At 66.3% G+C, this 14,843-nt stretch carries 16 protein-coding genes; 7 read left to right on the forward strand and 9 right to left on the reverse strand.

Features of this window, described 5'->3' with window-relative positions; all coding sequences use genetic code 11:
* The first annotated feature begins 114 nt into the window (after positions 1 to 114).
* The 3 genes from A5697_RS04360 to A5697_RS04370 are packed head-to-tail and all read left to right on the forward strand — an operon-like array spanning position 115 to position 2,429.
* Positions 115 to 615 carry an oxidoreductase gene (locus A5697_RS04360; protein ID WP_068008326.1) on the forward strand — a complete coding sequence of 167 codons (501 nt, stop codon included), beginning with the start codon at positions 115 to 117 and terminating at the stop codon, positions 613 to 615.
* Positions 616 to 628: 13 nt separating this feature from the next.
* Positions 629 to 2,122: a molybdopterin-dependent oxidoreductase gene (locus tag A5697_RS04365; protein WP_068008329.1), complete on the forward strand. Its 1,494-nt coding sequence runs from the start codon at positions 629 to 631 to the stop codon at positions 2,120 to 2,122.
* A 1-nt stretch (position 2,123) separates the two neighbouring features.
* Positions 2,124 to 2,429, forward strand: coding sequence for a hypothetical protein (locus A5697_RS04370; RefSeq protein ID WP_068008330.1), 306 nt, complete (start codon positions 2,124 to 2,126; stop codon positions 2,427 to 2,429).
* Here the strand turns inward: A5697_RS04370 and A5697_RS26925 are convergent.
* Positions 2,386 to 2,766: a hypothetical protein gene (locus tag A5697_RS26925; protein WP_082953233.1), complete on the reverse strand. Its 381-nt coding sequence runs from the start codon at positions 2,764 to 2,766 to the stop codon at positions 2,386 to 2,388. The genes A5697_RS04370 and A5697_RS26925 overlap by 44 nt on opposite strands.
* Positions 2,767 to 2,998: 232 nt before the next feature.
* On the opposite strand from A5697_RS26925, the gene A5697_RS04375 reads away from it, so the two are divergent.
* Positions 2,999 to 3,484, forward strand: a complete 486-nt coding sequence (locus A5697_RS04375) for a DUF421 domain-containing protein (protein ID WP_068008333.1) — start codon at positions 2,999 to 3,001, stop codon at positions 3,482 to 3,484.
* On the opposite strand, the gene A5697_RS04380 is transcribed toward A5697_RS04375, so the two are convergent.
* Entirely contained in the window at positions 3,485 to 4,690 is a 1,206-nt protein-coding gene (locus A5697_RS04380; protein ID WP_067947131.1) for an amidohydrolase family protein, read from the reverse strand.
* Between the two features lie 145 nt (positions 4,691 to 4,835).
* Positions 4,836 to 5,867 (reverse strand): hotdog fold thioesterase, encoded by a 1,032-nt coding sequence (locus A5697_RS04385; protein WP_067947129.1) that lies wholly within the window; start codon positions 5,865 to 5,867, stop codon positions 4,836 to 4,838.
* Positions 5,868 to 6,063: 196 nt separating this feature from the next.
* Here A5697_RS04385 and A5697_RS04390 point away from each other — a divergent pair, with 196 nt between their 5' ends.
* Together A5697_RS04390 and A5697_RS04395 are read left to right on the forward strand one after the other, a co-directional pair.
* Positions 6,064 to 6,921, forward strand: coding sequence for an SDR family oxidoreductase (locus tag A5697_RS04390; RefSeq protein ID WP_068008336.1), 858 nt, complete (start codon positions 6,064 to 6,066; stop codon positions 6,919 to 6,921).
* Positions 6,922 to 6,995: 74 nt separating this feature from the next.
* Entirely contained in the window at positions 6,996 to 7,418 is a 423-nt protein-coding gene (locus A5697_RS04395; protein WP_231971972.1) for a hypothetical protein, read from the forward strand.
* Between the two features lie 10 nt (positions 7,419 to 7,428).
* On the opposite strand, the gene A5697_RS04400 is transcribed toward A5697_RS04395, so the two are convergent.
* Genes A5697_RS04400 through A5697_RS04420 form a run of 5 tightly spaced genes read right to left on the reverse strand, consistent with a single transcriptional unit; the run spans position 7,429 to position 13,184 of the window.
* Positions 7,429 to 8,925, reverse strand: a complete 1,497-nt coding sequence (locus A5697_RS04400; RefSeq protein WP_068008339.1) for a class I adenylate-forming enzyme family protein — start codon at positions 8,923 to 8,925, stop codon at positions 7,429 to 7,431.
* Complete coding sequence (locus tag A5697_RS04405; RefSeq protein ID WP_068008342.1) at positions 8,922 to 9,857, reverse strand: acyl-CoA dehydrogenase family protein; 936 nt, start codon at positions 9,855 to 9,857, stop codon at positions 8,922 to 8,924. Before A5697_RS04405 ends, A5697_RS04400 begins: the two co-directional genes overlap by 4 nt.
* Entirely contained in the window at positions 9,854 to 11,011 is a 1,158-nt protein-coding gene (locus A5697_RS04410) for an acyl-CoA dehydrogenase family protein (RefSeq protein ID WP_197500913.1), read from the reverse strand. The genes A5697_RS04405 and A5697_RS04410 overlap by 4 nt, the downstream gene beginning before the upstream one ends.
* Positions 11,008 to 12,105: an acyl-CoA dehydrogenase family protein gene (locus A5697_RS04415; RefSeq protein WP_068008346.1), complete on the reverse strand. Its 1,098-nt coding sequence runs from the start codon at positions 12,103 to 12,105 to the stop codon at positions 11,008 to 11,010. Before A5697_RS04415 ends, A5697_RS04410 begins: the two co-directional genes overlap by 4 nt.
* The gene (locus A5697_RS04420; RefSeq protein ID WP_068008349.1) at positions 12,102 to 13,184 is read right to left on the reverse strand and encodes an acyl-CoA dehydrogenase family protein; all 1,083 of its coding nucleotides are present in this window, start codon (positions 13,182 to 13,184) and stop codon (positions 12,102 to 12,104) included. Before A5697_RS04420 ends, A5697_RS04415 begins: the two co-directional genes overlap by 4 nt.
* Positions 13,185 to 13,261: 77 nt before the next feature.
* Here A5697_RS04420 and A5697_RS04425 point away from each other — a divergent pair, with 77 nt between their 5' ends.
* Positions 13,262 to 14,119, forward strand: coding sequence for an LLM class flavin-dependent oxidoreductase (locus tag A5697_RS04425; RefSeq protein ID WP_068008352.1), 858 nt, complete (start codon positions 13,262 to 13,264; stop codon positions 14,117 to 14,119).
* Between the two features lie 3 nt (positions 14,120 to 14,122).
* Here A5697_RS04425 and A5697_RS04430 read toward each other — a convergent pair whose 3' ends face one another.
* Positions 14,123 to 14,842: an SDR family oxidoreductase gene (locus tag A5697_RS04430; protein WP_067947115.1), complete on the reverse strand. Its 720-nt coding sequence runs from the start codon at positions 14,840 to 14,842 to the stop codon at positions 14,123 to 14,125.
* Position 14,843: the final 1 nt, after the last annotated feature.

Consider the following 14,843-nt stretch of genomic DNA (forward strand, 5'->3'; position numbering starts at 1 on the left):
ATGGCGGCCGCGTGCTCAATGCAACAGTTTGCCCAGCGTGGCGCGCGTCGGGCTACGGTCCCGGCAATTTAACCAGGACAGTTTGTAATTAATCAGCGCGGGTACCACGGCTTCATGGTCAATGTCGTCCCGCGGCGGTTGATCTCGATCTGGCGAAGCATCGTGGCCTCACCGGTGCTCACCCTGAACGGCTGGGTTGCGTTCAACCTGCCGCGAACGGTGACCGCACTGGGCGCATCGCTGCTGGTGGGTCTGGTAGCGCTACACGCCTACGTATGGATCAGGGAACCGGACGTTCCCTGGTACTTCTCCGTGTACTCGGCTTTGCTGGCGGCCTGTTGCCTCGCGGCCGTGGCCGCGATGGTGTTCGCCGTCAAACCGCGTGTGCCACAGGCGGGGTGGTACCTCGGCAGCGTGATCTGCTTCGCCTTCCTCGCGGTCTACCTCGTCAGCCGGTGGGTCACCCTGCCGGGGCTGGAGTCGCTGACCGGCCGATGGGACCTCGCGCCGGGCACGTTCGCTTTGGCGTTCGCCGCCGCGTTCATCGCGGTGCACACGACGGTGCTGTCCGCCGTCAACGTGGCCTACCCCCAACGGCAGCAGTGGTACGACTGACTGGAGCTCATGCATGACGACACTCGACTATCCGGCGTGGCTGCGAGTGGATCATTGGCTCAACGTCCTATTCGTCACCCTGATCATCCGCAGCGGCATCGAGATCCTCGGCACCCACCCGAAGTTGTATTGGCACGACGACAGCAAACCCGGCAGCGAATGGGCGCGCTTTACCCGCAAGGTCATGCCGCGCAACCGGTTATACGACACCCTCGACGAAGAAGAGTCCTATAGCTCGCTCGTCGCGCTACCCGGTCACAAGAAATTGGGTATGGGTCGCCATTGGCACTTCTTCACGGTGATCTGCTGGATTCTGCTCGGATTGTCCTACTACGTCCTGCTTTTCGCGACCGGCCAATGGCATCGATACTGGCCCTATTCGTGGTCGATCTTTCCCGAGGCGGCCAATGACATCATCACGTACATGTCGTTCAACCTGCCGCCGCTGCTCCCCGGCGAGCCGTTGGACGCAATTCAGAAGCTGACCTATGCCGGGGTCGTCTTCATACTTGCGCCGTTCCAAATTCTGACTGGCGCCGCGCAGTCACCGGCGATCGAGGCGCGCTTCCCCTGGTACGTGCGGATGTGGGGTGGCCGGCAGTGGGCCAGAAGCCTGCATTTCCTGGGGTTGGTGGCTTTCGTCGTCTTCATCCTGATCCACCTGTCGATGATTTTCTTCTGGGGCTGGGGCCAACTGACGGCGTCGATGATCTTCGGCTCCGTGCGCAACATCAATTGGGCGACGGCGCTGTCGCTGATGATCATTGGAGCCATCATCGCCGTCCACGTCGCGGCCACCAAATGGAGCCTCCGCCATCCCGTCCAAGTGCGTCGCATACTCGGCGCCGTGGTGACCGGCGCCCGGCTGCTCTTGCTGCGGCCCTTGAATTCCCGGCAAGACTATCCGGTTCGCAAGTTGACCAAGGATCACCGGGTGAACGGAAAGCCGCCCGCCAGTACGGAATACAAGGTGATGGCGGTCCACAACTTCGTCGACTGGAGGCTACCGGTCGGTGGACTCGTCGAGAACCCGGTGACCTTGGACTTGGCCGCGCTGCGGGCGCTCGCCGAGCGGCAAACCCAGCGGACGATGCACAACTGCGTGCAAGGGTGGACAAGCATCGGCGAGTGGAGCGGAATTCTGCTTGCCCAGCTGGCGGATGTGGTGCGGCCGTTACCGCAAGCCAAGTACATCTGCTTCCTCAGTATGCAGGAGACGGGGCGTGACGAACCCGCGGCGGAGACGCCGGGGGGCCAGTTCTACGAGGTGATGGACCTCGAGCTCGCCTACAAGCCGCAGACGCTCCTCGCATATGAGATGAACGGTCGGCCGCTGCCCATCAAGCATGGGGCTCCGCTGCGATTGCGGGTGGAGACCCAGGTTGGATTCAAGATGGTCAAGTGGATCAACCGGATCGAGTTCATCAACGACTATGCCGGCATCGGTAAGGGCTTGGGCGGCTGGCGCGAGGACCATGTCCACTACGACAAAGACGTGGAGATTTGACATGACCGGTGGCGACCCGACGGTGCGGCCGGAACTGATCGACCTCAATTCCGCTGCACGGCACCGAGTTATGGAAAACGTCTCCGCCAAGGGCGGCCACTGCGAGGCGTGCGGCGGAACCGAGTTCGAGGTCGGCCACGCCCTGTATCTGGGGTTTCTGTTCCTCAACGAGGATGAGGACGCCTACATGGTGGCGCTGACGTGCCGCAATCCGGATTGTCCGAAGCCGCGCACCGGGATCGTGTTGCCGGAGCGGGATTTCCTCAGCCTGGTGAACTCGGCTTCGGAGAACGCGACCGCATCCTGAGGCGGCGTCCCTTTGCCCGCGCGATCTGATCGCCGGGCAGCGCCGGGCGCGGCAGCCCCAACTTTTCGGCGAGACCGGCAACCCCGCGGAGATCCTCGCAGAGTGACTGGAACCGGTGCTGATCCGCGTCGTCTAGCAGACCGAGCGAGCTGTAGTGCACGAGGCGGGGCAGCCGCCCCGCCAGCGCCGCGCCCCAACGGACGCTCAAGTCGTAAAGTTCGTCGTCGTCAACCGAATCCTTTTGGCCCAAAGCCCGGAGGGCCTCAATCTGCTCGGCGAGAAACTCGACGTCGGGGTCGATGCTGACCGGTGCCCGGCCTTCCGATGCCACGCTCATCTGTCCTCCCGTCACTCTGACCGCGCAACGCACGTCATCACGTGGCGTATACCCGCCGACGTGGGTTTACACGCCGCGTCGACGGGTACTGCCGAGTCGCGTGCACGGTGCTCACAGCCACATCGGCGACCGCGCAAGGAGGGACGACATGAGCGAATGGACCACTGAATTCGCCCGGCAGGGTGGCAGTTTCGCGGGCAGCTCCGGCTCCTGACCACCGGCCGGTTGTGCGATGAACGGATTCGTACTGCAATTCTTCGACGGGTGGCGACCGGCAGCCTACGCGGCGCTCAAGGCCCTCGCGTTATTCGCCACCGCCGCAACTGCTTTCCGGCTCACGCAGCGGCGAACCATCGCCGAATTCACGCCGTTCGACTGGGTCACCGCCGTCGCGGTCGGCGCCATCGTGGGTCGAACCGCGACCGCCGCCGACACCTCATGGCTCACAGGGTCTGCAGCGCTGGTGGCCCTGATCGCCGCCCATGACCTCGTGGCGCGGCTGCGCTTCATCCCGTGGGTGCGCCGGCTCGTCGACCCGCCGGTCCGGGTGCTGATCCGCGACGGCGAGCTCAACGAGGCGAACCTGAGGCGTTGCCGGATTACCCGTGAAGACCTGGATGCGATCCTGCGTCAGCACGGGCACCGAACACCCGCCGACGTCGGCCTCGCGCTGTTCGAGACCAAGGGCGTGGTTTCCGTCTTCGACGAAGCCGACTGATCAGGCGGAGACTGGCTTCTTGGCCGGCGCAGAAACCTTCATCAGCTTCATCAGGTTGCCGCCCATGATCTTGGCGATGTCCGCCTCGTCGAAGTCGGTGAGCTCGTCAACGAAGGAGATGGGGTCCTTCAGGCCCTCGGGGTGCGGCCAGTCGGAGCCGAAAAGCACTCGGTCCGTGCCGACCATCTTGACGATCTCGGTGAACCGGTCCTCCCAGAACGGCGTGATGTAGACGCAGCGCTTGAACGCCTCGATGGGGTCCTCGCTGAACGACTGCGGCATCTTCTTGTAGACGCCCTTGAGGCCCTTGAAAAGGTCTGGCACCCAGTCGGCGCCGTTTTCGATCGACAGGATCCGCAGCTCCGGGTTGCGGGACAAAGCGCCGTGGCAGACCAGCGCACCCATCGCGTCCAGGATCGGGCGATGGCCCATCGCGAAGCTGCGGAAGGCGGTCGGTTTGAACGGCAGGAACTCGTCGCCTGGTTCCCAGACGTTGGCGAACTCTGAGTAACCACTGTCCGAGGCGTGCATCGATACCGGAATCTCGGCTTTGATGCACGCCTGCCAGAACGGGTCGAATTCTTCGAGGCCGAACGACCGGCTGCCCTTATAGCCGGGCACCGGCGCCGGGCGGACCAGCACGGTGCGGGCGCCGCGCTCCAGGCACCATTCGAGTTCTTCGAGCGCCCGCTCGACGATGGGCAGGGTGATCACAGGGGTGGCGAAGATGCGGTCCTTGTAGTTGAACGACCACTGCTCATGCATCCACTGGTTCAGCGCGTGGATAACGTCGTGGGTCATCTCCGGGTCGTCCTTCATGCGCTCCTCGACCAGGCTGGCCAGGGTCGGGAACATCAGGGCGTAGTCGATGCCGAGTTCGTCCATCACCTCCAGCCGCGCGCCGGGTTCGCGGAAGGCGGGGATGGCCTTCATGGGCTCGCCCAGGATCTCGCGGTAGCTCTTGCCCTGCGCGCCGTTGCGGAAATAGTCCTCCTGGGCGCCGGGGCGTGCCACCACCTCGAAGGTGGGGTTGGGGATGTACTCGCTGATGTGCCCGCGCACCACGATCTTGGTCCGGCCGCGCACCTGCACGTAGTCGATGACGCGTTTGCGGTTCTCCGGCAGGAACTTGGTCAGCGCCTCCTGCGGCTCGTACATGTGGTTGTCCGCGTCGAACACGGGAAAGGAAAGTTCGCGAGACGGCATGGCGATCTCCTTGCGGAAGTACTCGGGTTCTCTATAGGTGGTAATGACGTTACCACTTCGGCCCCGTCGCGTGTAGCGCCCTATTCCGCTCCCGCTCGGTCGCCCGCGCTGGACGTCACGCCGGCGTGACGCTCGTCGTCGCCGGCTAGGCGTCCGGCCAGTTGGGAAGGTTCGGCGTCGCTCCGTTGATGACGGCGAAATTCACCGTCGCGGTCGCGGCGAGCTCGTCGTCGGCTTCGCCGTAGATGTCGACCTGCATCACCATCGCCCGTCGCCCGGACCGCAGCATCCGGGGCACCGCGACGGCCGAGCCCTGCCGGATCGGGCGCAGGTAACGGATGAAGAGGTCCGCCGTCGTCATCGTGGTGTCCGGCTGCAGGTAGTCCAGCCCGAACTGACCGCCCGCCACGTCGACGAGGGTCGCGATCAGGCCGCCCTGCAGCGCGCCGGAAGTGTTCACGACGGCCGGGCTGACCGGCATCGTCATCGCGAATTCGCCATCGTGGGTTCCCGGCCTCATGCCGATCTGGGCGAACAGTTCGCTTAACGATGGCGTGTTCGATTCTTCGTCGCCGTCCCGGATGCCCAGGGCGCGACTGCAGAAGTCATACAGTTGACCGACGTCGACCGGAGCTCCGTTCAATTCCGTTCCCAGCCAATGCAATCGCTGTGCCCCCATTACCGTCTGCATGACGATGGCGGCCGCCGCACCGACGTCCACTCCAGGGTTGAAGACGCCCTCGGTGATGCCCTGGCCCACGATGCCGCGAATGAGTCGATGCAGGGGTGAGAGCACCCGGGCGTAGTCGCGGGGACGGGTCTCGGCCAGATGTTGGTTGTAGAGGGTCAGCGCGCGATTGAGGCTGTCTTGGGTGCTCGATTCCGGTTGCTGGCTGATGCGGTCGATGACCAGCTTCAGTGCCGCGGTGCTGTCCAGCCCGTCGGTCTCCGTCCGCCAGGTTTGCACCGATTGGGCGATGGTCCGATCGAACAGCGCGAGCAGCAACTCGTCCTTGCTGCTGAAATGCTGGTAGAAGGCGCGCAGCGATGTTTTGGAGCGGGCGACGACTTCCTGCACGGTGAAGTCGGTGCGCCCGGTTTCGCCCAATATCTCGACGGCGGTCTTGATGAAGCGGTCACCGCGCGTCACTTCGACGTCGTCGCCAAGGTCGGTCATGAGCGATTCGTCCCCTTCCGCGGCGCGGTGCGCGCTATGAGAATGAGGTTACCGTGGGCTCACCGCGTATCCGAGCAACCGGAGATTCCGGGCGACACATGGTTGAGGGCCGCGGCGCCGGCGTGGCGCGCCGTGTCGACGGCTTTGCTGCCAGAATCTGCTCTACCAGCCAGGATTCAGGGTTTAGGCTGCTGGAATGGCAGCGAGCGTATCCGGAAAGGTTGCATTCGTCACCGGCGGCGCGTCCGGCATCGGCGCGGCATTGACCGCCGAGCTGGTCGCCGGGGGCGCCGAGGTTTGGATCGCCGATCGGCAGATCGGTCCCGCACGTGAGTTCGCAGAGCGCCTCAACAGCGGCGGGGGTAAGGCGCACGCGATCGAGCTCGATGTGCGCGACTACCGATCGTTTGAGCGCGCCGTCGCTGAGGCGGTGCAGCAGTCAGGGCGGATCGACTACCTGTTCAACAATGCCGGCATCGGAGTCGCCGGCGAGGTCGACAAGTACACGCTTGACGACTGGAACGACGTCTTCGATGTGAACCTGCGCGGTGTCGTGCACGGTATCCAAGCGGTGTATCCGATCATGATCCGGCAGCACTCCGGGCATATCGTCAACACGGCCTCCATGGCCGGTCTCATGACGACTGCGGGCCAGGCAAGCTACACCGCGACCAAACACGCCGTCGTCGCGCTGTCGAAATCGTTACGGCTGGAGGCCGAGCGCCACGGGGTGCAGGTCTCGGTGCTCTGCCCTGGCGTGATCCGGACCCCGATCCTTACCGGCGGCAAGTACGGACGCACCGATATGGCAGGGTTCAGCAACGAGGAAATCCTGAAAATGTGGGAGCGGATGCACCCCCTTGCGCCCGAGAAATTCGCCGAGCGCGCCCTTCGTGCCGTATTGCGCGGAGACGCGATCATCGTGGTGCCCGGGTGGTGGAAGGCGTTTTGGTACCTCGAGCGGCTTTCGCCGGCGTTGTCGATGCGAGCCGCAAAAACCATGCTCAAGCGCGCCCGGGAAATGGAGCGAGCCTCGGCGCCGTCGGCGGGTTGACAAAGCCGGCAACGGCTTTCGAGGTCGTGAGTGGTTAGGGTGTGGCTGGGGCAGAACTATGGCACGGTGAGCATGTGTTGAAAAAAGCGCTGACAGCCGCGGCAACCGTACTGGGCGGCGCCGGGACCGTTCTTGCGCCGCAGGTGTTCACGCCGATGGCCGCCGCCGATCAGGACAACTACGTGGCTTTCCTGTCCCCGTCGCGCAACATCAGCTGCGAAATTGATTACCAGCGCCGCGGCATCCCCGACGAAGCGTTCTGCTTCAGCATCTCCCCGCCGCAGTCGGTGACGATGGATGCCGCCGGCGTTCTATCCCGTTGCAGTGGTGAGGGCTGTCTGGCCAATCCGGCGGAGGGCACCCCGATCCTCGGTTACGGGCAGACGAAGGGAGCCGGCCCGTTCAGCTGCCGGTCGGAGACGGACGGCGTGACGTGCACTGTGACCTCGGGTCGCGGGTTCACGATATCCAACGCCGGGATCGCGACCGTGGGCTGACTTTCGGCCCTCAGCCGCCCCGCGCCTCGATCATCGCCGAACGATTGACCTTGGTCGCCGCGGTGCGGGGAATCGCGTCGACGAACTCGACGGTCTTGGGCGCCTTGTAGTGGGCGAGCCGGCTCTTGGCGTACTCGATCACCTGCTCCTCGGTGAGCGCCACGCCGTCGGCGAGCTGCACCACCGCGTGCACTCGGCGTCCCCATTGCGGGTCGGCGAGGCCGATGACGACGACGTCGGCGATCCCGGGGTGACCCGCCAATGCCGATTCCACTTCCGCCGGAAAGACATTCGCGCCGCCGGTGACGATCATGTCGACTCGGCGGTCGACGATATAGAGGTAGCCATCCTCGTCCAGGTAGCCGATATCGCCGGCGGAACGGAAGCCATCCTCGGTGGACGGCAGTGGCGCCGCGCCGCCCACATAGCGGGATCCCGCGCTCATCGGTGCACGCAGGTAGATCTCGCCGTGTTCACCAGGGCCAAGCTGTCTCGTTCCGGCGTCGAGAATCCGGATCTCGGTATCGCGGAAGCCGCGGCCGACACTACCCGGGTGGGCCAGCCACTCGTCACCGCGTAAGGCCGTGAGCCCGAGGTTTTCGGTCATGCCGTATGCCGACACGATCTGCTGCGGGCTCAGCAGTTCGAACCAGGTATGCATGAGCGACGGCGGCATCACGGCGGCGCCTTGCAGGATGAACACGATGCTGGACAGGTCCCGCTCCCGGACGTCCGGCCGGGCCGCGATGCGCGCCAGCATTGTCGGCGTGGCGGTGAAATTGGTGATCTTGAAACGTTCGATCACATCTAGAACCAGTGCGGCATCGAACTTTTCCAGCACCACCAAACGGTCGCCGGCCAGCAGGAAGAAGAAGGTGGCGAAGCCGTTGGTGTGATACATCGGCGCGGGCACCATGATGGTCTGCGGCTGAGCCACCGGCGTCCAGTTCGCCAGGAACGGCTCGCCGTGCTGTGGCGTCCACAGCGATGGCGCCAGGCTCAGGATCACCTTCGGCACGCCGGTCGAACCGCTGCTGCAGATGCCATTCACGTTGGGGGAGACGGCTTCGGGCAGCGCGCTGTCGGACTCGGCCGCCGCCCGCGCCTCGAGGCGCCACCGACTCGCCTCGTCCACGACGACCGCGGGGTTGATCACCTCGCGCACCCTGTCACGCTCCCACTCCGGCAGGTCCCAATGCATGGGAACCGGAACGGCGCCGATCTTCCAGCATCCCAGCGTGGCCAGCACCAGGTGGATCGAATTCGGGATTGCCAGCGCGACAAGGGAACCGGACTCGGCGCCGTGGGCGGCCAGCGCCCGGCCCCACTGGTTGGCGCGGGCGTCGAGTTCACCGAATGTCAGCGACTGCGCGGTGCCATCGAGGGCGACCACCGTCACCCCGATGTCGTCGCGACACTGTTCGGCGAGCTGTTGAAGTTTGGTTCCGAACGGGATTCCGTCCGCTAACGGGTTGGCTGCCACTTCGGTCGCGGCGGGCTCGCTCACGCCGATACCGGCCCGCTGAACAGCGTCTCGAAGGAGCCGTCGGGGACGCCCGGGATCAGCCGCAACGCGAGCGCCTCGGCGCTAAGGGGCAGCCGGATCAGCGGCTGGGTATGCCGGTCGAGCACGCTGACATCGGACTCATCGCAGAAGCCCAGTGCGCCGAGCAGTTGGTGCGAGGTGCGTAGCACCTGCCTTGCGGTGTCGGACGCCTTGAGCCGAAGGACGAGCGCGTCGGCCGAACGAACCTCTATCGGTAGCGATTCCGGACGGCAGACGGTGAATTTCGCCAATTCGTACAGTCCGCGCACCGCGACCGCGGCTTCCGCCACGGCGAACCGGACGGCCTGAAAATCCGCGAGTGGCTTACCGAACTGAACCCGGGCGCGCACATGATCGGTGACGATCTGCAGCGCCTGCTGCACTGATCCCAGAATCCGCCATGACCCCAGCACGAGGTGAAGGTTAACGTCGGCGGGCGGAACGGTTCCGTCGGGTTCGCCGAGGGATGCGGGCACCAGGAACGGGCCGAGCTTGGCGTTGGTCCGCGCAGCCGGCCGCGGGTGGTACCGGGTGCCGTCCAGGTCGGCGGCGATCCAGTCGCCGGGCAGGTCGCCATGGTCGATGCGCGGCGCGCAGGGATCGATCAGGGCAAGGCGGGCGCCGTCAATAGCCAGCAACTCCTCGACGAGGGGATAGGGCAGCACGGTCGCGCCAGCGGCGCGGCACAGCACGGCTGCGGCGAGCAGGTCGTCGGGCGCCGATCGGACATCGAGCTCGAACGCGCCAACCTCGCCGAGGGAACCCCGCGCCGCGTCCCGGATGCTGTCGTCGGTTTCGGCGCGCAACGCTGCCGGTGGCCCGCCCAGCCGGCCCAACCGCTTGGCGGCGACGGCAGCGAAGTCGCTGATGTCTTGTGGCAGATCAGTTTTCACCGGTGCTCTCCCAATACGTCCCGGGCCACCAACATCTTCTGCACTTCGATGGTGCCCGATGCCACGGTGGCGGCCTGTGCGTAACGCCAATGGTCTTCGATCGCCCCGTGCAGCGCGGCACTCGCGCCGCTGTCCAGCGCGACGGGGCCCAGCACGTCGAAAAGTAGCTCGGCGACCTGCTGGTCACACGTCGTGGTGGCGATGCGGGCTGCACTGGCCGCCGCGCCCGCCGCCGGGTCGTCCTGCAGCGACACGGCTCGGTAGGCCAGCAACCGGGCGACCCGTAGATCGACCAGCGCCCGCACCCACCGCGAGCGAAGCGATTCGGGCAGCCCGTCCCAGTCGTCGCCGAGCTGGGTGCACATCCGGTCGAGCAACGATTCGCAGCGGGCGTAGCGGGCGATGCCCACGCGCTCGAATGCCAGCGCCTCGCGCATGACCCGCCAGCCGTCGCCGACCTCGCCGAGAACATCACCGGGGAACGCCTGCACGTCGTCGAGGAACATCTCGTTGAGGTGATGCGGCCCCAGCATCGACCCGATAGGCCGGACGGTGAAGCCGGGCCGGTCCATCGGAATCAGAAAGAGCGTGAGCCGCTTGGGCTTTGGGGCCTCGGGATCGGTGCAGGCCGCCAGCACACACCAGGACGCCATCAGCGCGTACGACGTCCACACCTTCTGTCCGGTGATGCGCCAGCCGTCCCCGTCCGGGACGGCGCGGGTACGCAACGAGGCGAGGTCGGTACCGGCCTCCGGCTCGGAAAAGCCCTGACACCAGATCACGTCGCCGGCGGCGATGGCGGCCAGGTGCTTGGCCTTCTGTTCGGCCGTTCCGTAGCGCATCAGGGCCGGGCCCACCCAATTGATTCCCATGTATTGGGGACCGCGTGGCTCGTGCTGGGCCCACATCTCCTCGCGCAGCACCGTCTGCTGCCACACCGAACCACCGCCGCCGCCATGCTCTTTCGGCCACGCCAGCGCCAGGAGGCCCTCGGCGGCCAGCAATTTGCAGAACGTCTCGGTGGTGGCGAGATCCTGCGGGTTCTCGGTGCAGGCGCCCAGGAAGTCGGCGGGGATGTGGTTGGACACCAGCTCGCGCAGGTGGTTTCGCAGTTGTGCGGCGTCGTCGCCGAGGTCGTAATCCATCGTCGTCATCCCTTCGGCAGCCCGAGCAACCGCTCGGCGATGATGTTGCGCTGGACCTCCGATGTTCCGCCGTAGATGGTCGCGGCCAGCGCGTCCTGGCGTTCGAAGAGCAGATCCGGGTCGGTGAGCGACTGCGTTCCCTCGGTAACGGCGGCGAGCTCCCAAACCCGTTGCAAAGTAATCGATCCCAGCAGCTTCATGGTGTCTGCTTCGGGGCTCGGACGTCCCGCCAATTCGTTGCCCAGGGCGCGGTATCCGGTGGCCCGCAACGCTTCGGCATCGGCCAGCAGCGAACCGAGCTCGATGCAGATATCGGCGGTCGGCTGCGCCCTGCGTACCGAGTCGAGTCCACGCTTGATCTCGACCCAGTTCATGATCCAGATCATCTGGCGTTCGTGGTGCAACGACGACAGCGCGACGTTCCACCCACCGTGCAGCGGGCCCAGCAGGTTTTCCATCGGAACTTCGACATCGTCGAGGAAGACCTCGCAGAATGTCTCGTCGGAGATCGACGCCATCCGGATGGGCTCGATCCGCACCCCCGGCGAATGCAGGTCGAGGATCAAGCAGGAAATGCCCCGGTGCTTCGGCGCCTCCGGATCGGTGCGGGCATACAGGGTGCACCAGCGCGACTCGTGGGCCTGGGTGGTCCAGATCTTGTGGCCGTTGACCCGAAACACGTCTCCGTCGCGTTCGGCGCGTGTGCGCAGGCCGGCGAAATCGGATCCGGCTTCCGGTTCGGACATGCCCAGCGCCCACCATTCGTCACCGCGCAGCAGGGGAGCCAGGAGGCGGTCGATCTGGGCGGCGGTGCCGAATTGACGGATGCCGGGTGCGGCGACATTGGGACCCGCGATGTTGGGCAGCTTGGGCGCGGACCGCAGCGCCCCCTCGAGCCGGACCTCCATGGCATCGCGCAGACCCAGCGATCGGCCGCCGTGCTCGCGCGGCCAGGTCGGCTGTATCCATCCGGCCTCGAAGGCAGCTCGCTGGTAGTCGCGCCGCAGCCCCAGATCCCAGCGATAATCGCGATAATTCTCGTAGTAGTCCTTCGGCAGAAACTCCGTCAGCCACGCCCCGAATTCGTCGACCACCGCGCTCATGCCGCGCCTCCAGCGAAACGGCGGCCGACCTCGTGATAGAGCGCGCGGCTGTCTCCCAGCATCGCGGCGGCCTGCCAGGCGTGGCGGACATAGAGGTGGGCGTCGTGCTCCCAGGTCTGCCCGAGCGCCCCGTGCACTTGCACCGCGGTTCTCGCACAATTGGCGGCCGCATCGCCGGCCGCCGCCTTGGCGAGCGCCGCTGTGGTCCAGGCGTCCGCGGGCGTCGTGGCCGGATCGCCGAGCCGGGCGGCCGCGGCGTAGGTGAGGCTGCGGGCGCGCTCCAGGCCGACATAGTTGTCGGCGAGCGCGTGCTTGATCCCCTGGAACGCGCCGATCGGGGTGCCGAACTGGCGGCGAGTCTTCGCGTGCTCAACGGCGCGGTGCAAGGCTGCGCTCGCGGTGCCCACCAAGTCGGCTGCCGCGGCCATCAACGGCGCCGTCAACGCGCTGTCGAGATCGACGGGCGCAGCAGCCAACGGCTCCGCGTCGACCTCGACGTCCGCCAGCGGCTGCGCGGGATCGGTCGACTCGCCCGCGATCACCGTCACCCCGTCGCCGCAGCGCGCGACCGCCACCACCGTGCCGTCGGGGCCACTGGCGCCACCGTCGGCGCGCGCCAGCGTGACGAGCAACTCGGAGCGGGTCAGGTTGGGGACCGCGACCGCGCGCCCGCGCAGGCGTCCCCCGCGCAGGGTCATCGGCGCCCCCGGCAGCCGAGATCCCCTGGCGTGCACGGCCAGGGTGGCGACGGCTCCGCCGGCGATGTCGTCGAGAACTGCGTCGAGGCCCGTGCCCCGCAACGCGCCGGCGGCCAGGCCGACACTGCTCAACAAGGGGATGGGCGCGATGGCGGCACCGCACTCCTCGAGCACTACCGCGAGCTCGACCGGTCCGTAGTCGCCGGCCCCGGGCGCGGCCAGTTCCGTCCAACCGAGATCGACGACTGTCTTCCATAGGGTGCGCCACCGCTCCGGATCCGTCATCGCTTGGCGCGAGGAGTCGGGCGGGCACTCGGTGCGTAGGACATCACGCGCCGTGTCGCGCAGCGACAACTGCTCCGAATTCAGTCCGACATCCATAAGACCCCTAACATAATAAAAATAGTAAACTAGCGGCCTTGTGCGCAATCGCACCGGAACAAACGCTTAGGTGGGCCATGGTCGAGTGGTATTTGTTCCTGCCGCAGGTGCGGCTGTCGGCGGCCGACATCGTGGAGCGGGCACGTCACGCCGAGGCCAGCGGCTTCGACGGCATGGCATTCATCGATCACCTCGAGGCGCCCGGGCTGCCCGATGAAAGCATTTGGGAGGCAATGGGCATTGCGAGCTGGGTGGCGGCCAAGACGGAACGGCTGCGAATCGGCCATCTGGTCCTTTGTGACGCCTTCCGCCACCCCGCCGTGCTGGCCAAACAAGCCGTCACCCTGTCGGACGCGTCGGAGGGCAGGTTCGATTTGGGCCTCGGTGCGGGGTCCTGGCCCGCGGAGTTCGCCCGATTCGATGTTGGCCGGCAGGACGCGGTGGCCCGGGTCGAGCAGCTCGGGCGGCACCTCGAGTTGATCAAGCAATACTGGGGTGACGATCCGGGCGACGGCCCGGCTCCGCAGGCCCCGCCGAGGTCTCATCCGATCCCGCTGGTCCTGGGTGGCACCGGCCCTCGGATGATGGAACTCGTTCGCAGACACGCGGATTGGTGGAACCTGCCGGCGAACCACCTCGACAAGTTGCCCAGGCTGGCCCCCGCCGCGGGGACGGCCCGGATGTCGGTCCAGCAGATGGTGGGGTTCATACGATCAGGTACCGACCCCGATTCGGTGCGCGAGGTGAGCACGCGGCGATTCGGCAACCTGGGCGCGGGGCTGGTCTGCGGGGATGCCGACGAGCTCATCGGCCACTTCACCGGGCTGGCGGCCCAGCGCGTCGAGCGGTTCTACGTGTGGTTCGCCGATTTCGCCGTGCCCGATTCGCTGCACGAGTTCGGTGAAACGGTGATCAAGGCGTTTCCGCCGCGGTAGCCGTCAACCCCGTTGCGCCGCTCGCCGCCGCGCTTCCGTGGGAACGACCGGCGGCCGGGCGAACGGTCCGCGCTGGACCGCGCTGAGCCGGATCTCCGGCAGGTCGACCGATGGGTCGACGGTATCCAACCAGGCCACCGCGTCCGCCACATCGGAGACCTGGATGGCGTACATCTCGAAGGGAACATCGGAAAGCATCTCGGTTTCCACCGGGCCGGGGGTGACGATGTGGACGCTGATGCCGTCACGATCGACTTCGAGGGCCAAGGCCCGGGCGAACGCGTTCATGCCGGCTTTGGATGCCGAGTAGGCGGTCCGCGCCATCATCGGTTCGTGCGCCGCCGACGAGGAGATGAACACGAACCGCGAGCCCGCCCGCATCCTGGGCAGGGCTGCGGCGGTCACCACGAAGCACGAATCCAGATTGGCCGAGATGATTGTCCGCCACTGCTCGAACGTCTGCTTGCGCGCGTAGGTTCCGCCCAGCGTGCCGGCGGCGTGGACAACGAGGTCGATTCTCTCCAATGCGCTTGTCGCAGCCGCAAATCCGTCCGGGTCCGAGGCATCGGCCACGAGGTGGCGCGCTCCGATCTCCTCGGCCGCCGCGCGCAACGGGGCCTCGCGACGCGCCGCCAGCACCACGTCGTAACCCAACTCGGCCAACTTTCGACCACACCCTTTGCCGATCCCGCCGCTGCCGCCGGTGACCAATGCGGTTCTCACG

It is taken from the genome of Mycobacterium sp. E3251 (assembly GCF_001666835.1).
In the GTDB taxonomy this organism is placed as follows: domain Bacteria; phylum Actinomycetota; class Actinomycetes; order Mycobacteriales; family Mycobacteriaceae; genus Mycobacterium.

Excerpts from the sequence above, each read along its gene's own strand:
- A5697_RS04410 (WP_197500913.1), bottom strand. The coding sequence starts at position 11,011 with ATGACGACGATGGATTACGACCTCGGCGACGACGCCGCACAACTGCGA.
- A5697_RS04425 (WP_068008352.1), top strand. The coding sequence starts at position 13,262 with ATGGTCGAGTGGTATTTGTTCCTGCCGCAGGTGCGGCTGTCGGCGGCC.
- A5697_RS04360 (WP_068008326.1), top strand. The coding sequence starts at position 115 with ATGGTCAATGTCGTCCCGCGGCGGTTGATCTCGATCTGGCGAAGCATC.
- A5697_RS26925 (WP_082953233.1), bottom strand. The coding sequence starts at position 2,766 with ATGAGCGTGGCATCGGAAGGCCGGGCACCGGTCAGCATCGACCCCGAC.
- A5697_RS04380 (WP_067947131.1), bottom strand. The coding sequence starts at position 4,690 with ATGCCGTCTCGCGAACTTTCCTTTCCCGTGTTCGACGCGGACAACCAC.
- A5697_RS04415 (WP_068008346.1), bottom strand. The coding sequence starts at position 12,105 with ATGAGCGCGGTGGTCGACGAATTCGGGGCGTGGCTGACGGAGTTTCTG.
- A5697_RS04390 (WP_068008336.1), top strand. The coding sequence starts at position 6,064 with ATGGCAGCGAGCGTATCCGGAAAGGTTGCATTCGTCACCGGCGGCGCG.
- A5697_RS04420 (WP_068008349.1), bottom strand. The coding sequence starts at position 13,184 with ATGGATGTCGGACTGAATTCGGAGCAGTTGTCGCTGCGCGACACGGCG.
- A5697_RS04365 (WP_068008329.1), top strand. The coding sequence starts at position 629 with ATGACGACACTCGACTATCCGGCGTGGCTGCGAGTGGATCATTGGCTC.
- A5697_RS04370 (WP_068008330.1), top strand. The coding sequence starts at position 2,124 with ATGACCGGTGGCGACCCGACGGTGCGGCCGGAACTGATCGACCTCAAT.
- A5697_RS04375 (WP_068008333.1), top strand. The coding sequence starts at position 2,999 with ATGAACGGATTCGTACTGCAATTCTTCGACGGGTGGCGACCGGCAGCC.
- A5697_RS04385 (WP_067947129.1), bottom strand. The coding sequence starts at position 5,867 with ATGACCGACCTTGGCGACGACGTCGAAGTGACGCGCGGTGACCGCTTC.